This window comes from endosymbiont GvMRE of Glomus versiforme (assembly GCF_003546845.1).
In genome coordinates this window covers 194097-212230 of record NZ_NWVA01000009.1, presented here as the reverse complement: position 1 = coordinate 212230, position 18134 = coordinate 194097, and the positions used below count along the sequence as shown (strand labels likewise).

Sequence of the window (18134 nt, the reverse complement as noted above, 5' to 3'; positions counted from 1 at the left end):
CTTCAGAAAATTAAATTACATAATATTTGGGGCTTCTATCCCTATCAAATCTAAACCAAGCTTTAAAATTATTTGAATATTCTTGACTAATAAGAGCTTTTGACTGGTCAACTCAGGCTGGTTTTTTTCTAAAATAACACCACTTTGATAATAAACTTGCCAAACTCGGGCCATTTCATAGAGATAGTGGATTAAAAAATGAGATTTGTTTTCCTCGATAATATTTTCTAAAACAAAAGAAAAACGAACTAATAAGTTAAATATTTTTCTTTCTTTGTCTCCTTTTAGCAAGTCAATACTAGAACTAATTTTGGCGATACCTTTTTCTTCAGCTTTTTGGAATATTTGATGACAGCGAGCATGGGCGTATTGAATATAATAAAGACGAGTTTTTTCTTTACTTTCTTTTAGCAATTTAGTATTAATAGCAAGGGGTTGGCTAGGTTCTTTTTCTAATAAAAAAAACTTTAATTGGTCTAATTCTAAGTATTTTAAGGCTTCTTCCAATTCAATGGTATTGCCGGCTCGTTTGGAAAATCTTTCGGGACCGTCTTTGGTAAGTAAATTAACCATTTGAACTAAAATTATTTGGATATTTTCTGATTGATAACCTAATAACTGGCAAGCACTCTTGATGCGAAAAACATAACCATGATGGTCGGCTCCCATAACGTTAATTAATTTATCAGCTCGCTGCATTTTATCTTGATGGTAAAGAATATCGGAAAAGAAATAAGTATAATCACTATCCTGTTTGATAATTACTCGGTCTTTGTCATCACCACCTAAACCACTACGGAAAAACGTTGCCCCCTCTTGACTATAAGTTAAGTTTTTTTTTTCTAATTCTTGAATTAAATCTAAGTGCCGTTTTTTTTCGTATAAATTAGTTTCAGAAAACCAAACATCAAATTTAATTCCACATTTTTCTAAATCTTGGCGAATTTGGGCTAAAACTAACTCTAAAACCTCTTTTTTTCAAATGTTAAAATCCTTTTTATTTAATTCTTTATTGATATACTTGTCACCTCACTTTTCTATTAACTTTTGAGCGGCTTCTCGGCTAGACTTGCCTACATACTCTATTTTGTCTGAATTTTCCAAAGTAACACCCTGTAATTGATGGTAAAAATGATAAACCGAATTAACCAATGAAGCAATTTGCCCACCGCGGTCATTAATATAATATTCACGGGTTATTTGATAACCATAAAATTGATAGACATTAGCCAGTGTATTACCAATGACCGCATGGCGAAAATGGGCTAAATGTAAATAACCAGTGGGATTAGCCGAAACATACTCAATATTTAGACGAATATTTTTTTTTTCTCCTTGAAGATTTTGTCCTTCTTTTTGGAATGTTTGGTTAAGAAATTGTTGATAATAAGTGATGGGAAAACGAAAATTAATATAACCTTGTTCGGTAATGGTATATTCTCAATTAGGACAATCAGTGACTTTTATTATTTCTCAGGCTACTGCTTGAGGATTGCTTTTGGCTTTATGAGAAGCAAACAAAGCCAAATTCAGAGCAAAGTCAGCCGAGATACTGGAAGGTAATTCTCATTGCAAAAAAGAATTTTTCCAAGGAATATTATACTGGGCAGCAAACTTTTTTCAAGTAGTTAGTAAATTTTTTAAATCGAACTTTTCTTCCACTGTACTTTGACTATAATTTGTAATTATATAATTTATTAGCAATTTTACAAAACGAACTGTCTTCTCTTGACCGCTTTTTCGTAGCTGTGTTTTTTTTGCATAAAATTTTGTGTAATTCATCAAGAAAATTGAGCAGGCCATCCTTGATATACTTGTCGCCTCACTTTTCTATTAACTTTTGAGCGGCTTCTTGATGAAAAAGCAGCTTAATGTATTATCAGTTTTTCATGTTACTATGAACTACTAACACACTGAATTTTTATGGAAATGTCTATTTTTTCGCTACTGAAAAAATAGATAAAATTACTATAAGATTGTGAAAATTACACATAAAATTATGGACAACAATGGGAATCAAATTTTGAAGAAATTATATGTTAGGAAAATGCAATTAATCCGAAATTTATTTCCCTTTTTTACTCAACAAAACAATTCTGTTTACTTGGACAGTGCAGCGACTAGTTTAAAACCAAATACAGTCATTCAAGCAATTAGAAGCTATTACGAAAAATATTCTATTAATAGTCATAGCGAGGGGAGTAATTTACTTGCTCAAAAAGTCCGTCAAACTATTTCTCAAACCCGTCAATTAATTGCCGAAAAAATTAATGCTGACCCCGAGGAAATTATTTTTTTGCCCTCTACCACTTATTCTTTAAACATTTTGGCTTTATCCTTGAAAGATTATTTAGCAAAAGGCGATAAGGTTTTTTTAACTCATTTAGAGCATAGTTCTAATTGCTACATATGACAGGATATTGCCCAAAAAAAAGAAGCAAAGGTAGATTTTTTGCCTTTAAGTGAAGAATTTATAATTGATATTAATAAATTAGAGAATTATATCGACAAAAAAACCAAAATAGTCAGTTTTGTTCACATGAGTAATAGTTTAGGAGTGATTAATCCAGTAAAAGAGATTAGCGAAAAAATCAAAGAAATAAATCCCGATTGTTTAGTAATAATTGATGCTTGCCAAAGTATCGCTCATTTGCCGATTAATGTAAAAGAATGAAACATTGATGCCTTGGTTTTTTCCGGACATAAAGTTTACGGACCAACCGGAATTGGTGTTTTATGAATAAAAAAGGAAGTAGCGAAAAAATTACCTAACTTGTTATGAGGGGGTGGAAAAAAATTCGGACCTAATAATTCTTTGGCGGAGAAAAATGAGTATTTACCTTTATCGAGAAAATTTGAGGTCGGCACTTTACCACTGGCCCAAATATTTGGTTTAAAGGCTGCTTTTGAGTTTCTAAATAATTTGGACATAAAAGAAATAAGCGATTATGAGAAAAAATTAAAAAATTATGCTTTAGATAAACTAAAAGAATTAGAGAAAATAATTATTTATAATCAAAGACTAGAAACAGTAGATATTGTTCTTTTCAATTTAAAAGATTGTCACGCTCATGATGTAGCTGACTATTTAGGAAAAAATAATATTTGTGTGCGGGCCGGCAATTTTTGTTGTCCTTACTTAAAAGAATTAGTTGGTATGGAAGCCGCCATAAGAATTTCCTTTTTTATTTATAATACTAAGGAGGAAATAGACAAATTAGTTGAAATCTTAAAAAAAATTATACAAGAACCAAAATTATTGGTGCTTTCATTATAAAGTAAAAAAATGCCATAATTAATCTTTCGGCTAATTATACAAAAAAAATAGTTATATGTCAAGAATTGCTAATAGAATCATTTCTATACCCGAAAACGTGAAGGTTAGATTAGAAAAAGAAAAAATTTTTGTGAAAAGTTCTACGGGAGAGAGAGAAGAACTAAATTTTCCTGTTGAACTAGAGGTCATCATCAAAAGTAGTCAAATTTCCACTAAATCAAAAAATAACCCTCTAGCAGGAACTTATAATTCTTTAATTTATAATATGATAAAAGGAGTGTTAGAAGGATATCAATGTATTGTAGAAGTAAAAGGAGTTGGTTATAAAGTTATCTTAAAAGATAAGAAGCTAGAATTTTCTCTAGCTAGATCTCATTTAAACTATGTTGACATTCCTCAGGGTTTAGAAGTAACAGTAGAAAAAAATAAAATAGTGGTTAAAGGATCGAACAAACAAAAAGTTAGTTCATTTGTAGCTAATAAAATAAGATCGTTACGTTTACCAAGCATTTATAAAGAATCTAAAGGTATTTATTACATTGATGAGGAAAAAACGATTAAGATAAAAAAGAAAAAAAATGTTAAGTAATAAAACAAACAAATAAAGAATAAAAAACATAATATATGAATATTAAAAATAAATGATGAGGCTTGTTAACAGGTTTAATAATAAGTATAATAGTTGGTTTCTTTCTCAAAGGAGGTTATGATACAAAAGGTGATAATGCAATAGTGAATAACTTAATTGGATTATTCATAATTATAGCTGGTTTTCTGATTGGTTGATGATTAGAAAAAGAATAGTGCTAGCCCTGAAGAAATAAACTATTCTAGAGCGTTTTAAGAGGTATTTAATATCTTTTTTTTTGCTGTTTTTTTAAGTAATTGGTTACTGATTGGGCAGCAATAGCTCCTTCGGCTACGGCTGTTACAATTTGCTTAATTTTTTTTTCACTAGCCCGAGCCACATCTCCAGCAGCAAATAAACCAGGAATCGAAGTCGAGCAATCATCCTTAATAGCAATATAACCTTGTTGGTCGCAGATGCCTAACTGGTGGGCGAAATTGCTAAAAGGCAAAAGTCCGATACAAGGAAAAACTGCGGCCACTGATAATTTTCTTTCTTCATTATTTTTAGTATCACAAATAGTTATTGCTTCCACTTTTTCCTGACCGTTAATTTCTCGGACCGTATTGCTACGATAAAAAGTTATTTTTTGCTCTTTTTTTGCTCTTGCTACTATTTCTTTTTCGGCCCGAAAAGTTTCGCTGCGGTGAATAAGATAAACTTGAGTAGCAAGATTACTCATATATAGAGCCGTTTCTAAGGCTGAATAACCTCCTCCTACTACTGCTACCTCCTTATCTCGAAAAAGAAAACCATCGCAAATAGCACAATAAGAAACCCCAAGATTAGTTAGTTCTTTTTCTCCTTTAATTTCTAATTTATTTTCAATCGCTCCTGAGGCAATAATAACTGTCTTACTGATAAATTTGTTTCCTTCACTAGTGCTAATAATAAATTCCTGTGCTTTTTTTTCTAGTTTAGTTACTTCCTCATATTCTCAATTAATTTCATAATGTTTGGTATGTTCCGTCATTCTTTCTGCCAACTTGGGTCCTTTAATAGAAGTAAAACCTGGATAATTATCAACATCAGCCGTTTTATTTAATTTCCCACCAGACAAGGATTTTTCTAAAATTAAACATTTCAAGAGAGCCCTTCTAGCATAAATAGCAGCAGTCAACCCTGCTGGACCTGCTCCAATAATAATTAGTTCATAAGACATATTAATTTAGGCTTAATATAAGACATTTTAGCTGATTTTAACATCTCTCTTTTTTCTTTGTATCGTTCTCCAGCCAACCCCCCGTCTTCAAAAGCGAAAGACGAATTGGTTAAAAGCTTAGTCACAAGTAGTTAGTAAATTTTTTAAATCGAACTTTTCTTCCACTGTACTTTGACTATAATTTGTAATTATATAATTTATTAGCAATTTTACAAAACGAACTGTCTTCTCTTGAGTTTTAGATTTATACAGTCAAATCGGATAACAATAAATTAACCAAATCAGAAAAAATTTCCCGATGTTAGTTAACATAAAACTAAAAGCTATAAAAACTAGGATTTTTATTTGCACTCATTATTGCAAGCGTCAAAAAAACCTTTTGGAGAAAATTATATGCTAAAAATTTAGTAGAACCTCTTATTTTTTTATAGAATTTCAGGCTTTAATTTGAATAAATTTTCATAACCTCACTGACTAAATTCAGCTAATAAAGGCACAAAAATTCGATTCCCCCTAGGCTTTATTTTTTTGTCTTTTTTTTCTACTAAAATAGCACAGTTTTTGCTGAACTTTATTCAAGTATTATTTTGACGACGAAAATAACGACGAGTAGCCACGATCAAGGCCATTACCACTTTTTCTTCCTTCTTAGTAAATTTATTGGCTTCGGCTTTTTTCACAGTTGCAATTACTAAATCACCAATTCGACTATACCGACGATTAGAACCGCCTAAACAGCGAATTACTAATATTTTTTTTGCACCTGAGTTATCGACCACGGATAAAATTGATTCGTTTTGTAGCATATATAATTATTTTTTAAATTTTGTGCGAATGCCGATGAAGAATATGAAAAATTCATTAAATATCAGAGATATCTTGGGCATTGTACAATATAAAACATATATTATGAATAATGATCAAAAAATAACTGAGCAAGAAAAAGAAATCAAAAATTTGCAAAGTAAACTAAAATTAGCAAAAAAATGGTTAGAAGAGGAAAAGATAAAGAATAAAATTATTGAATGAGAAATTAAAAAAATAGTAGATGAACAAAAATGAGAGAAAATTTTAAATAAGGCAGAAGAAGCAGTTTATGTAAATGATCCTGAAAAACTAGAATTTTTAATTCAAACTAAAAAAGAAGAATTAGAAAAATTAATTGTTGAAAATAGCGAAGAAACTAATTATCTACTAAAAAATTTACTAAAAAAACATTGAAAGGTTAATATTCAAAATATTTCATCCGACTCTAAGATATTTGTTAAAATAGAAGAAATTAAAGAAATACTTACTAAAAAACTAGGCAAAGAAGAAATTGAAGAAATATTGAGTAAACAAACTGAAATCATTAGGTTTGAAGAACAATTAGCAGACTTGGAAAGAAAGGAATTAAAAGTTTGAAACTAAAACAGAGGCTTATGATAAAAAAGATTATATGAGTTTTCACAAAAATAAACAAGGCGAATTTTTCCTATATTAAAAAAGATATACAAGATAAGTATTTACTAAGTTAGTTTTGTTTATATCATTAATTTCTATTATCATGTCTTTTCTTAGGTTTCATAATTGAGATTTCGTTCAACTTATTCATTAATTATCTAATTAACTCGTTGCTAATACCGTGTTTATCATGTCCACTTTATTATAAAATGGTCGGTAATAGTCAATCATTTTATTTCTCAACTACTACTAAAAATTATCTTACAACGAAAAGTTCAAGTTTTTTTATTTAACTTTATTTCTGTCATTTGTACTGTTAACTAGCAATTTTTGGTTATCTTCATTTCCAAAAGTTAGAATAAGCTCATTAGCATAAGTAATCAGTCTATAAAGGGTAAAACAATCTATTCGACAAAAAAGAATATCCTCAGTTTCTGCAGTAACTTCTTTATCAGTTAGTTTATGTTTTTGCTGATAAGTTAATATTTTCTGACAAATATCATACTCACTCTTTTCTAAAGCAGTGGGGGGGTTTGGTAAAGATCAAAAACCTTTGCCAACATAATCAGGGTTTTCTAATTCTTGGAGAATTTATTCAAATTCTTGATTCCTTACTAAGTAAGGAATTAGATGGTAAAGTGAATTATGAAGATTTAGAAAGTAGTGATATTAGAGATAGTAGAGGTTATGGTCCTGTCTTTGGTTGAAAAGCAGTTAAATTTTTATATGCAACTACCGGATTTGCTACCAATGTTGCTTTTCCTATTTCTGGAAATATAGTAGGTGGATCATTTTCTGGAGCAGTTATTCTTGAAAAATACAAGAACCTAAATAGAACTGATGAGAATTTAAGCAAAAGAGTTGATTCATTAAGAACTATTGAACTGGCAGAGAGTTTTCAGTCTACTTTAGAGATGGGGTTTATTTATGATATAGCTGGTAGAATGTTACGCGATGAAGATATAGCAGAAGATTATAAAAAAGCTGTTGGAGAACTATTAGTCAGCGAAAGTTTAAACCATTTTACTCGCATTAGCCAATCAGTCGCATTATAGTACGAAATATTATAAGTTTACTTAAAAACGAAAGTAAAAGTATAAGCGAAATTCTGAATACTTTAAGAGAACAAGAGAGCTGGAAGAGACAACTGAGATTTTTTAGTTAAATCTCGAAAGTATATGTGATTTCTAAATAAGAAAAATGTTGGTAGATGAATAGAAACAGAGTGTGATTGAAGTCGACATTTAGAAGCAAACAAACTAGTAAATAAATAACTTAAGAACGATCAAAAATTACTAAAGAAACATGCATGATTTCAATAGATGTGGAAGAGAACGGAGATGATGTTAGAATAAGAGTTTTATTATCATGAATATCAAAGACCATGAATTTGATATGAAAGCAAAATCTCCTCGTCAATACCAAGAAAATAAGCAGATGATGTTTTTTTTTTTGGTTTTTGTACTTTTTTTTTGCGTAGCTAAATGAATTTATAGAAGATATATAAAAAAGCAAAGAAAGATCGGTGATGAGATAGGCCTACCTAAAATTCTTTCTTGAATTTTACTTTTGGTACTTATTACTTTTTTTTATTTTGATGCTTTTGTATGAGATTTTGCAAAAGGTGTAAAATAAAAAAAATAAAACGAGAAAAAACCAAAATAAAAAAACCATACGTTAATCATGTCCTTTCCCCCCTTTCTAATTTATATAAAAAAGTGTAAAAGAAGTGGAAGAGACGAAATAAAAGTTATCGTAGTCTAATTTGGAGAAAATGATTATATAATCAGCAACATTCACTAATTATTTGGTTTAACTCTTGTTCGGGATGAACTTTAAGTTGAGCCAATACTGGAAATATCTTTTAAGCATAATTTATATAATAGTTCTTTGCCAATTCATTAACTAGTTTAATAAACTAGTTAGATTTTATTCTCTCCTGATTCTTTGCTATAAGAATTTGAGAAGGAGCTTTCTTAGCTCTCATTAGTGTTTAAAATTACTATAAGTAGATAAATAAAACATGATTTCTTTTTCACAAATCACCAAATTAACTTTTGAACAATTGAACGAAGAAATTATTCTCTGTGTTTGAGTTACTAATATTAATGATAAAGGTAGCTCATTATGGTTCATTACCGGTCAAGACAGTAGTGGTTACATTCAAATTGTAGTTAAAAATAAAGAATTAATTTCACGTCTAAGAGCAAGAAAAAAAGGTGATCTACTAGAAGTGCAAGGAATTATTAAAAAAAAAGAAGGTTTGAAAAAAGAGTTGGAAATTGAGTTGACTAACTACCAGTTAATTAATGCTAATATTTCTAAAAGAGAGTTGCCTTTTCCTCTCATTAATGTTAAAGAGGATACTAAATACCGTTATCGCTATTTAGATTTACGCAACCCTAATAGTAAGAAGCTATTGCTTATTAAAAACCAATTTTGCTATGAATTAAGAAAATTTTTTCATGAACGGGAATTTGTGGATATTGAAACTCCTATTTTAGCCAACAGTTCGCCCGAAGGTGCCAAATGTTTTGTAGTCCCGGCTAATTTAAAAAATCGTTATTATACTTTACCTCAGTCCGCCCAAATATTTAAGCAGTTATTAATGATAAGTAGTTTTAATAAATATTATCAAATTGCTAAAAGTTTCCGTAATGAGGATGCTCGTAGTAATCGTCAAATAGAATTTTCGCAGCTAGAATTAGAAATGAGTTTTGTTACTTCTCAGCAGATTAGACAATTGATAGAAGAAATGCTAGAAACTATTTTAAAAAATGTTTTTGGTTATCAGATAAAAACTCCTTTTTCTACGCTAACTTACCGAGAAGTAATAAAAAAATACGGCACTGATAAACCTGATTTACGCCAAAATCTAAAAGACGAAAAAGAGTTAAATTTTTGTTGAATAACTGATTGACCGTTGTTTGAATACAATGAAGAAACAAAAAAACACGAAAGTCTGCGGCACCCTTTTACCATTCCCAAAGAAAAGTATATTGAACCTTTGTTAAACAATAAAATTAGACCCGAAGAAGTGATTTGTGAGGCCTTTGACTTAGTTTGTAATGGGGAGGAGATATTAAGTGGAAGCCTACGGATTTATACTCGTGAATTACAAGAAAAAGTTCTAGAAGTCTTAGGTTATAATCAGGAGGAAAAAGAAAAAAACTTTAATTTTTTTTTACAAGCATTAGAGTTTGCGGCACCTCCACACGGCGGACTTGGCTTGGGGATCGATCGCTTGCTGGCTGTAATTTTAAATACTAATAATTTAAAAGAATTAATTGCATTTCCAAAAAATATTGATGGATCTTGCTCACTTACAGGAACACCTAATTTTTTAGATCATTGTGTAATAAAAAAAACCAAATAATTCTTTCTCATTCCGCTTTTGACTGCTTAAACTTTAGGTAAGAATTCAGAGTATATTACCAAATTTTGAGGCTGGTAGCTTTGTAATTTTTTAAACTAAATTTATACAAAATTTATTAATCGTACATTGTTGTTCAGTAATTTTAAATAAACATTAATGAAAAAAAAATAGCAGAACAAATTTTAGGACTAACTCCTTCTTATACTCCTGATGATTTGAAAAGAAACTATAGAAAATTATCTCTTAGACATCACCCCGACAAGGGAGGAACTAAAGAAAAATTTCAAGAACTACAAAATGCTTATGAAACATTAGTCAAAATCTTGGAAGAAGAGACGGGTGAAAAAATTCCTTTTATCTGTATATTTTGCGGTCAGGAATTTAATGACGCGGGTGACTCGCAGGAGAAACCTTGTCATTGCTGCCGTTGTGGGGAAAGTTATGAAAAAGTGTACGAATGAGGAAAAGTTTTAGGGAAAATGGAAAATTACCCTGGTTATTTTTGTACTTTAATAGTTGATGGTTATGAAACAGGTTGCTTTGATGAAGTTAAAAAATTACCTAACTGCCAGCGACAGCGATGTAATAAAAAATGCTATCCTTACCCTATACAATGAGGAGGGCAAAATTATTGCTCCCAAGAATGTATTAATAGAGTTGGATTAGGTGGTAGTGGCCCTGGTTCTCCCCCTCCTACTGGTGGCAATGAAGGAAATGGGGAAAACGATACTACTGACGACTGACAAAAATATAACCAAACTATCGCTAAGGAACAAATTGAAAAATTATTCACCAAAAGTAAAATCAAACCTAGCGATTTAGATAAAAGCCTATGAAATAATGTTAAAACTTGACAAAAATATTTGCTAACCATTCAAGACAAAGCGGAAATAATCAATTTTGTCGAACGAATGCGACAAGCCATAAAAAATAAGCTCGATGCCAATTCTCAAACTCGAAAACCAAAAAAAACTAACTCTGACGGCAATTTTCCCGCTCTCCCTGTTTTCATTTTTGGTGTGATTTTTATTTGTCTAGTAGTAGGAGGAGCTTTTTTAATTATTCGCTCGCGGAAAATTAGTAAAAAGAAAATACGAGTCCATGCTAGATAAAAAAAGATTTTTTACTGATTTCGAAAACTTGGTTAATCGCTTAAAATTTCGTGGAATAACCCACGAGGAATTATTATCTATCAAGGAGAAATTAATTAAGCAAAAAGGGTTAGAAAAAAAAATTAATGAATTACGCCAAGAAACCAACAAACTAAGCCAATACGGACCCCAAAACGCCGAAAAAGTCAAAGAAATTAAAGAAAAAATTAAGCAAACAGAAGCCGAATTAGACCTTTTGACCACCGAATCAAACCAATCAACCAATCAACTTCCCAACCTTCCCGCCCTTGAAACTCCGACTAATGAAGAAGGCAATAAAATTATTGACAACAGTGAATACCAACATGCCATTCAACACAATTTAAGTCATGAGAAAATATTAAGAAAATTACAGATGATTGATGAAGACAAAAGCATTCTTCTCTCGGGTAGCAAATTCGCCGTTTACCAGGGATTCGGAAGCGAATTATTACACATTCTAATTAATTTTATGCGGGTCGAAAATAAGCAACGCGGTTATCGTTTATTTGATACTCCTTACTTAGTCCAGGCTCATAATCTCTATAATACCGGGCAGTTTCACAAATTTCAAGATAATCTTTATAAATTAGAGGGAAATGATTTTTATCTCCTTCCCACTGCCGAGGTCAGTTTAGTTAATCTTTACCAAAATCAGATATTAGCCGAGGACGATTTGCCCTTAAATCTGTGTGCGTATAGTCCTTGTTTTCGAGCCGAAAGAATGGCCGCAGGTCAGGAAAATAAAGGCTTAATCCGTTTACACCAATTTCATAAAGTCGAATTAGTGAAAATAGTCCCGCCCGAACAATCTTATTCTGAATTAAAAAAATTATTAGCTGATGCTCGTCATCTGCTCCATCTCCTCCAAATTCCCCACCGCGTAATCGAACTTTGTCATTCAGAATTAGGATTTACCGCCGCTAAAACTTATGATATTGAGGTTTGGTTGCCCGTCAGCCAAAAATGGTTAGAAATCTCCTCGTGTAGCAATTGTGAGGATTTTCAAAGTCGCCGTAGCCAAATCAGGGTCAAAAAAGAAGGCAAAAAATATTATCCCCATACCCTTAATGGCTCCGCATTAGCCGTGGACCGCTTGATTATTACTTTGTGCGAATATTATTATAATGAAAAAGAAAATAAATTAATTATCCCGCCCGTGTTAGAAAAATATTTCTATACCTCAATTAGTAGTAAATTACATTAAAGCATCTTTATCTTTATAAAATAAATAGCATATACAATTATGGCTAAATTTATCATAACCCGACATCATGACACTATGGAAGAAGAAAGGGAAGGAAAGGCAATTTTTATTTTATCAATTAAGGGAATAATTGGAAGTAATAAGGGGAAAACCCATTTAGAGGTTCATGCTGATAATCTTATGACTCGTGGGCTTAACTCTCTATTATTAGAAAATATAACAAAAGAGAAATATGTAGAAGTAGATGATAATTTATTACAAGAACATAACATAGCAGTTAATAGAAGAACTTTTACAGGTGAAGCGGCTAACTATCCAGCTTGAAAAATAGACCTCGGGGACCAACAACCTATCCATGTCATTAAACCAATTCAGTTCAATAATTCAGAATTAGTTTTTCAAAAAAAGTATTTTGTCGGTAATGTTCCCGAATTTGAGATAAAAAACGAAGAAGTAAACCTAGGTGAAATTGATACTGATACTAAGTGAGCGAACGATTTTAGCACCGATGGAGAAAAAATAATAATTAAAGGAGAAAAAGCCGAGGAGGTAGCGGAATTAGTAAAAAAACAAGCCAACAGAGCGGGAGAAAATAAAGAAAAAAGAGTTATTATCAAAGGCATCAAAAGAGAACTTACCTACTTTACATCTGTTAAGCTTAATAAATATTTAGTTTTGGAAAGTAATGCTTTCGATGAGGTTATTTTAGCCAATCCGACCGAAACCACCGAACCACCTTCAATCATCCTAGAAGACGCAAAAAATAAAGAAAATAAAGAAAATAAAGAAAATAAAGAAAAGGAGAAAGTTGCCAAGAAACTCAAAGAATTAAAAGACGACATTAGCAAATTATCTTTAATTGAAAAGGAAAAAATAGCATTATCCACCGCTAAAGATAAAGCCGAAGCAGAAAAAGTTAGAACCGATGCCAGTAATAGAATTAGCCAAGAAAACAAAGATAAACAGAGCAAGGAAGAACAGGAAAGAGTTGATAAATCATGACAACCTTTTTTTGATAATTACAGCATCACCAAGGAAAGCGATAAAAATATTTGGAAAACTCAATTTAAAGAAGATACAAAAGGAGCGGAAAAATTATACAATGATGCTCTAACTTTAAATAGTAAAGGGGAGCAAGCAAAAAACCCTTTAACTGAAGACCAAAAGAAAGTTATTGAGAGTGCTAAAACACCCACCGAAATAAAACAGAAGCAAGTAGAAGTTAAAAACACTAGAACTACGCTAAAATGAAACGAGTTTTATAAATTACATAACATAACTAACGAGACCGATAAAGCAGCATGAAAAAACTATTTTAAGGACAAAGAAGTCAAGGAAGCCGAAGAACTTTACACTAATTATTTAAATGGTAAAGTAAACGGAACCGAATTGAACTCCAAAGAAAAGGAATTATTAAGAAAAGCCACCGTACCAGAAACCCCTGAGACAAATGGGACTCCAAAAAAAAATCTCCCGACCATTCTCGAGGCTTTTGAAACAATATATTCAAATGATGAAAAATTAGAAAATTATGTCGACCAATGAATTAAGGAAGATAATAAAGAATTAAAAAAGGCCATGTTTTTTTCCTTAATAGAAAGCGGAGATATAAACCAAAAACATTTATTTGACAGTCGACGAGGAGTTAAATACAGTGAACTCGAAAAAACGCTTAAAAATGTTTATCCTAAACCTCAAAATCCTCCAATCAGTTCTTCTTCGGAGAATTCTGGCAATGATAACGACTTTTCTAATGCTAAAGATGCTGTTGTATTTCTAATCAACAAGGCTTTAAATGGTGACCTCGTAATTACCGAAAATGAGTTAAGTTTTGAATATCGTGGTTGAGAAGAAAAAATTAAAAATCTAAATGTTAAAAAAGAAATTACAAATTTTTTGGAGAGAATGACGCGTGACATTAATGCCAAAAGACAAGCCAAAAAAGACAGTGAAAAAAAACGTGCCGCCCAAGCCAATGCCGAAACCTATCGACAAGATATGGCGGTTCCAAACGTGAAAAAATTCCTGACTAAATATGGACTGCAAGAAAATGAATTAGACCTTGCTACCCAAGAAAAGTGAAAAAAACTGAAAAATGATGAGATCAATGATAGAAAAAAGATTATCCAAATAGAGAATGAAATTTGCCAAAAAATTGGTCGGCAGGGGAGCCAAAAAAAAATTACTGACTTAACCAATAAAATAGAATCAGCCTTAAAAACTAGTGATGAAAAGGTTTTAAAAAAGTTAAAAAAAGAAACCACGGAGTTTATTAATGACGGTGACATTTATTTTTCCGCTAAAAAAACTGTTGCCGAAAAATTATTAAAAAAATTATTAAATCATGAGAAAACATTGCAAAATAACTCGGACGAATTTCCTTGAAAAAAAGTGATTATTCCAGCTTTTCTGGTCGGGGGATTAATAATAATGTTTCTAGCTATGGTTAGAAAACCAAAAAAAGAAACGGGCGAAAATAAAATATGCTTGTAAATGTCAGAAAAGGATGTAACCACTTATCTCAAACGTTATGTTTTTTGGTGCCAGAAATATATGGTCGCTTAGCTATTTTTTGAGATTTAGGGCCTTACAGAGCCGAAGTCAAAAAAAATCTCTGATGAAAATATTTTCTGAGTTAAAAACAAAAAATAACTACTTACTGTTATTTCTATTTATCAATAATGACTTCACTCGTGAGAAAAATCAGTAACCAAAGAAAACAATTCCTAATAAACCTCCCACTATGAAACTAAAAACCCCAACTGGACTTCAATTGGAGCCAAACTTTTCATTAAAGATTTCAGTTACTTCATAAATTCAAGCAATCTCTTCTCCGTTATCTATTTTATAGTTATAGGCTATTCTTTTGGGATTATTTTCAAGAGCTTTTTGAAGATGTTTATAATTTACTGCTTTCTTTAAAACTCAAATTTTTATTTTTGTTTCTTTAAGAGCTCTTAAATACTTTTTTTTGTTTGTTTCAGAAATACTATTAAGAGAAAATTTTAATTGATTACTCAAGTTTATAAAAGAATTAGTTTTATCTATTATGCTTGCTTTTTTGTCTAAAAAACTATTAATATGAATTAAATAATTAGAATCTAATATTTCTCCTCATTGATAACTAATGTTATCTAGTGAAGTTCCTTTAAAATATTCATCAAAAATGTCTCTTAAATTACTTTCTGTAATCCTAATATTGCTATTTTGATAAAACACTTGTTCTCCTCAAGTATCTTTTATGTCGATAATTATCTCTTCTGCTTTGTTTGCATTTTTTAGAGCCGAATTAATATTTCCTCCCATGCTGTTTATAGTGTCATCAGCATCTTTAAGTTGTTGTTCTCGCTGATTTAAATCAGACTTTAAGCCTGCTAGCAAAGCCTCGGTAGTTTTTCCTGCTCGATGTTTTTGTAAATAATATTCTGCTACTTCTTGGGGAGTATGTCAAACAGCCAGCAATTTTTTGGTTAAAGTTTCAATTTTGTATTGTTCTTTTTCATCAATTATGTCTTTATCATATGGGTTACTTTCAAAATAAATTTTTTTAGGTACCTCAATTACTTCTAATTCTAGTGTAGGAATTTCATATACTTTGTTTCCTTTAGGAGTTAATCCTTTAAATTTTACTTCTACCATAGCTTATAGCTATTAAAAATCTCTTGAAGTTTTTTCTATTTTTTTTCTAATTCTTTGACTTTATCTTCTAATTTCTTTACTTTTTCTTTTTCTCTTAAAAAGTCACTATCACTTGTACCTCGCTTTCTTTTGTATTCATCTCTTTTTTTCGCTAATTTATCTCCTTATTCTCCTCCTGCGACTGGCAAACCAAATCCCAAAGCAAATTAAAGCAACTACTCCTATTACTATTCAAGGAAGTCAATCAATTGGAGTAAAATTGGTTCTGAATTGTCTGTTTACTCGATTATTTATTTCAGTTAAGATAGGAGCAGTTTCTCCTTTATCCACTCTGTAATTAATCACTACTCTTTTTGAATCAGTAATAATGTCTCTTTTTAATTTTTTCACTCCCACCGAAAGAATTCAAGTCCTTATATTATTTTCCACGATAGCTCTTTGAATTTTTTTTCTCTTAGTTTCATTTGCACTATTAATCGAGTTTTCTAATTTAGTTCCAATACTGACTAACAATTCAAACACTTCTATAGGCTCTGCTCCTTCTCGAGTAATTTTATAAACTTCAATAATATCTTCTAAATATTCAGGATTAAGAATTTCTCGTCATTTATAACCAACATTCTCTAAATTAGTTCCGCGGAAGTATTCTTGGAAAATTCTTTTCATATAATCTTCAGTAATCTTGACATTATTCTTATTATAAAAAATTAGAGAAGTAGGCTGTTCTTCTATTATATTTAATAGTGCTTCTTTTACAATTGTATCTGCCTTTTCAATGCCTCTTCCTAATTCTCGATAAATTTTGTTAAAATCTTTTCTATTTTCCTTAACTCTTTTTTGTAAATTAGATAGTTCTCTTATAGCTTCGTTTTGCCTATCTGTTGCTTCTTTTTGTCTTTTTTCAGAAGATTTAATATCAGTCAAAATTGCTTCGACAGTTTTTCCCTGCTGGTGATATTGTTGATAAGCTTCATAAACCTCTTCAGGAGTATGCCAAACCGCCATTTCTCCAATAACTTCCTTATAAAATTTTTTTTCTTCGCTTATATTAGGAAAACGAGAAGATAATTCTTCCTTTCTGTATCTTCCGTCGCGAATATTTTTATAGTTTATCATAACTATTATAAAATTCTTTTAATTCTTTGATAATTTTTTCTAACTCTCTAATTTTTTTCTTCTTAATTCACTTTCTTGAGAAATATTTCTATTTCCTTTCTCTAATTCCCTTAATTCTTTCTCCTTTTCTTTAATTATTTGTTTTAGTTTATAATTATTTATCTCACCGCGTTTGTATTGAGTTTTAATTTCTTTCAATTCATTTTGTAATTTATTAATACTTTCTTTTATTCTCTCGTTTTCTCACTTTAACTTTAATTCATTTTCTATTCCTTCTAGAGTTTCGGTAGCACCGTTTATTGTTAAAGCAGTTCCTCCTACTGCACTAGCCGAAGCAGCAGTACTTAAGCCTGTTGCTACTGCTAAAGATGCACCACCGGTAAAGGGAGTCGCTGCTAAAGCACCTCAAAAAGCAACTCCTGTAGCAATGCTAGCAGTAGTTCCAAGAAATCCACCCACTCTATTACCAGTTATTCGACGATAATAACTACAATCCAAACTTCCACACATGTTTATATGCTTACCAGCTATTTTATGGGGGTTTACTACGCATGAACTGTAAGAACATGGACCGTAACCTTTGTCTATGCTTATATCACTGTTTTCCAAATCAGCATAATTCAAATTAATTTCTTCACAACTAGGGATTTCATTTTCAATTTCTCTAACTTGCGGTGATTTATTAAAATCACTTTCAATCATTTTGATTTCTTCGACTTTTGCTAAATTTTCTTTTGGAATTATATATTCGTTGTTTTTTACCATGTTATTTATAAATTATAAATAATTTATATTTTTTTTATTAATTGCTAATTTAAGACAGTTTAACATCTGCTTTTTTAAAAGTTTAATTTTGTTCTTTGGCTTTTTGGCCTTATTCTCCTAATTATTTACGCCAAAAATGGCGCGACATTCTCCTCTTTTCAGATTGCGGTAATAGTTGTTTGATAATGGTGAATATGTTGATTTGTCATGGCTTCGTTCCATATAAAAATTTTATTATTACATAATAATTTTAGAAAAAACTTCTCTTAATGAGTAAGTTTTATTATAATTACACAAAAAAAAGATAAAAACACCACCATTTAAAAAAAGTTGAAGGGCAGGAAACTTAACGCTTATTTCTTATTTGTAATAAATTATTAATATATACCGA

General features: G+C 30.7%; 16 protein-coding genes. 10 read left to right on the top strand and 6 right to left on the bottom strand.

All coding sequences use genetic code 4. The features are described from left to right. Positions 1-15 precede the first annotated feature (15 nt). On the bottom strand, positions 16-1662 hold the full coding sequence (argS, locus tag GvMRE_RS11640; RefSeq protein WP_172575403.1) for an arginine--tRNA ligase: 1647 nt from the start codon (positions 1660-1662) through the stop codon (positions 16-18). A gap of 337 nt (positions 1663-1999) precedes the next feature. Between argS and GvMRE_RS11635 the strand changes: the two genes are divergently transcribed. Genes GvMRE_RS11635 through GvMRE_RS11625 form a run of 3 tightly spaced genes read left to right on the top strand, consistent with a single transcriptional unit; the run spans position 2000 to position 4081 of the window. Beyond that, on the top strand, positions 2000-3277 hold the full coding sequence (locus GvMRE_RS11635; protein WP_147411416.1) for an aminotransferase class V-fold PLP-dependent enzyme: 1278 nt from the start codon (positions 2000-2002) through the stop codon (positions 3275-3277). Between the two features lie 55 nt (positions 3278-3332). Continuing rightward, positions 3333-3866 (top strand): 50S ribosomal protein L6, encoded by a 534-nt coding sequence (gene rplF, locus GvMRE_RS11630; RefSeq protein WP_147411415.1) that lies wholly within the window; start codon positions 3333-3335, stop codon positions 3864-3866. 35 nt (positions 3867-3901) lie between these two features. Beyond that, positions 3902-4081 (top strand): hypothetical protein, encoded by a 180-nt coding sequence (locus GvMRE_RS11625; protein WP_147411414.1) that lies wholly within the window; start codon positions 3902-3904, stop codon positions 4079-4081. Positions 4082-4128: 47 nt separating this feature from the next. Here GvMRE_RS11625 and trxB read toward each other — a convergent pair whose 3' ends face one another. Both trxB and GvMRE_RS11615 read right to left on the bottom strand, forming a co-directional pair. Beyond that, positions 4129-5067, bottom strand: coding sequence for a thioredoxin-disulfide reductase (gene trxB, locus GvMRE_RS11620; RefSeq protein ID WP_147411413.1), 939 nt, complete (start codon positions 5065-5067; stop codon positions 4129-4131). Positions 5068-5492: 425 nt separating this feature from the next. Beyond that, positions 5493-5873: an uL14 family ribosomal protein gene (locus tag GvMRE_RS11615; RefSeq protein ID WP_147411412.1), complete on the bottom strand. Its 381-nt coding sequence runs from the start codon at positions 5871-5873 to the stop codon at positions 5493-5495. A gap of 103 nt (positions 5874-5976) precedes the next feature. Between GvMRE_RS11615 and GvMRE_RS11610 the strand changes: the two genes are divergently transcribed. The 7 genes from GvMRE_RS11610 to GvMRE_RS11580 all read left to right on the top strand — a co-directional run bounded on the left by GvMRE_RS11610 (position 5977) and on the right by GvMRE_RS11580 (position 14716). Then, on the top strand, positions 5977-6477 hold the full coding sequence (locus tag GvMRE_RS11610; protein ID WP_147411411.1) for a hypothetical protein: 501 nt from the start codon (positions 5977-5979) through the stop codon (positions 6475-6477). 566 nt (positions 6478-7043) lie between these two features. Next, positions 7044-7565, top strand: a complete 522-nt coding sequence (locus tag GvMRE_RS11605) for a hypothetical protein (protein ID WP_147411410.1) — start codon at positions 7044-7046, stop codon at positions 7563-7565. 313 nt (positions 7566-7878) lie between these two features. Next, positions 7879-8145 (top strand): hypothetical protein, encoded by a 267-nt coding sequence (locus tag GvMRE_RS11600; RefSeq protein WP_147411409.1) that lies wholly within the window; start codon positions 7879-7881, stop codon positions 8143-8145. 388 nt (positions 8146-8533) lie between these two features. Then, positions 8534-9886 carry an amino acid--tRNA ligase-related protein gene (locus GvMRE_RS11595; protein ID WP_147411408.1) on the top strand — a complete coding sequence of 451 codons (1353 nt, stop codon included), beginning with the start codon at positions 8534-8536 and terminating at the stop codon, positions 9884-9886. 146 nt (positions 9887-10032) lie between these two features. Then, positions 10033-10998: a DnaJ domain-containing protein gene (locus GvMRE_RS11590; RefSeq protein WP_147411407.1), complete on the top strand. Its 966-nt coding sequence runs from the start codon at positions 10033-10035 to the stop codon at positions 10996-10998. Next, positions 10988-12223, top strand: coding sequence for a serine--tRNA ligase (gene serS / locus GvMRE_RS11585; protein ID WP_147411406.1), 1236 nt, complete (start codon positions 10988-10990; stop codon positions 12221-12223). The genes GvMRE_RS11590 and serS overlap by 11 nt, the downstream gene beginning before the upstream one ends. A gap of 39 nt (positions 12224-12262) precedes the next feature. Next, on the top strand, positions 12263-14716 hold the full coding sequence (locus tag GvMRE_RS11580; RefSeq protein WP_147411405.1) for a hypothetical protein: 2454 nt from the start codon (positions 12263-12265) through the stop codon (positions 14714-14716). Between the two features lie 159 nt (positions 14717-14875). On the opposite strand, the gene GvMRE_RS11575 is transcribed toward GvMRE_RS11580, so the two are convergent. The 3 genes from GvMRE_RS11575 to GvMRE_RS11565 all read right to left on the bottom strand — a co-directional run bounded on the left by GvMRE_RS11575 (position 14876) and on the right by GvMRE_RS11565 (position 17743). Then, the gene (locus GvMRE_RS11575) at positions 14876-15862 is read right to left on the bottom strand and encodes a hypothetical protein (protein WP_147411404.1); all 987 of its coding nucleotides are present in this window, start codon (positions 15860-15862) and stop codon (positions 14876-14878) included. A 156-nt stretch (positions 15863-16018) separates the two neighbouring features. Beyond that, complete coding sequence (locus GvMRE_RS11570) at positions 16019-16978, bottom strand: hypothetical protein (protein ID WP_147411403.1); 960 nt, start codon at positions 16976-16978, stop codon at positions 16019-16021. A gap of 39 nt (positions 16979-17017) precedes the next feature. After that, positions 17018-17743 (bottom strand): hypothetical protein, encoded by a 726-nt coding sequence (locus GvMRE_RS11565; RefSeq protein WP_147411402.1) that lies wholly within the window; start codon positions 17741-17743, stop codon positions 17018-17020. Positions 17744-18134: the final 391 nt, after the last annotated feature.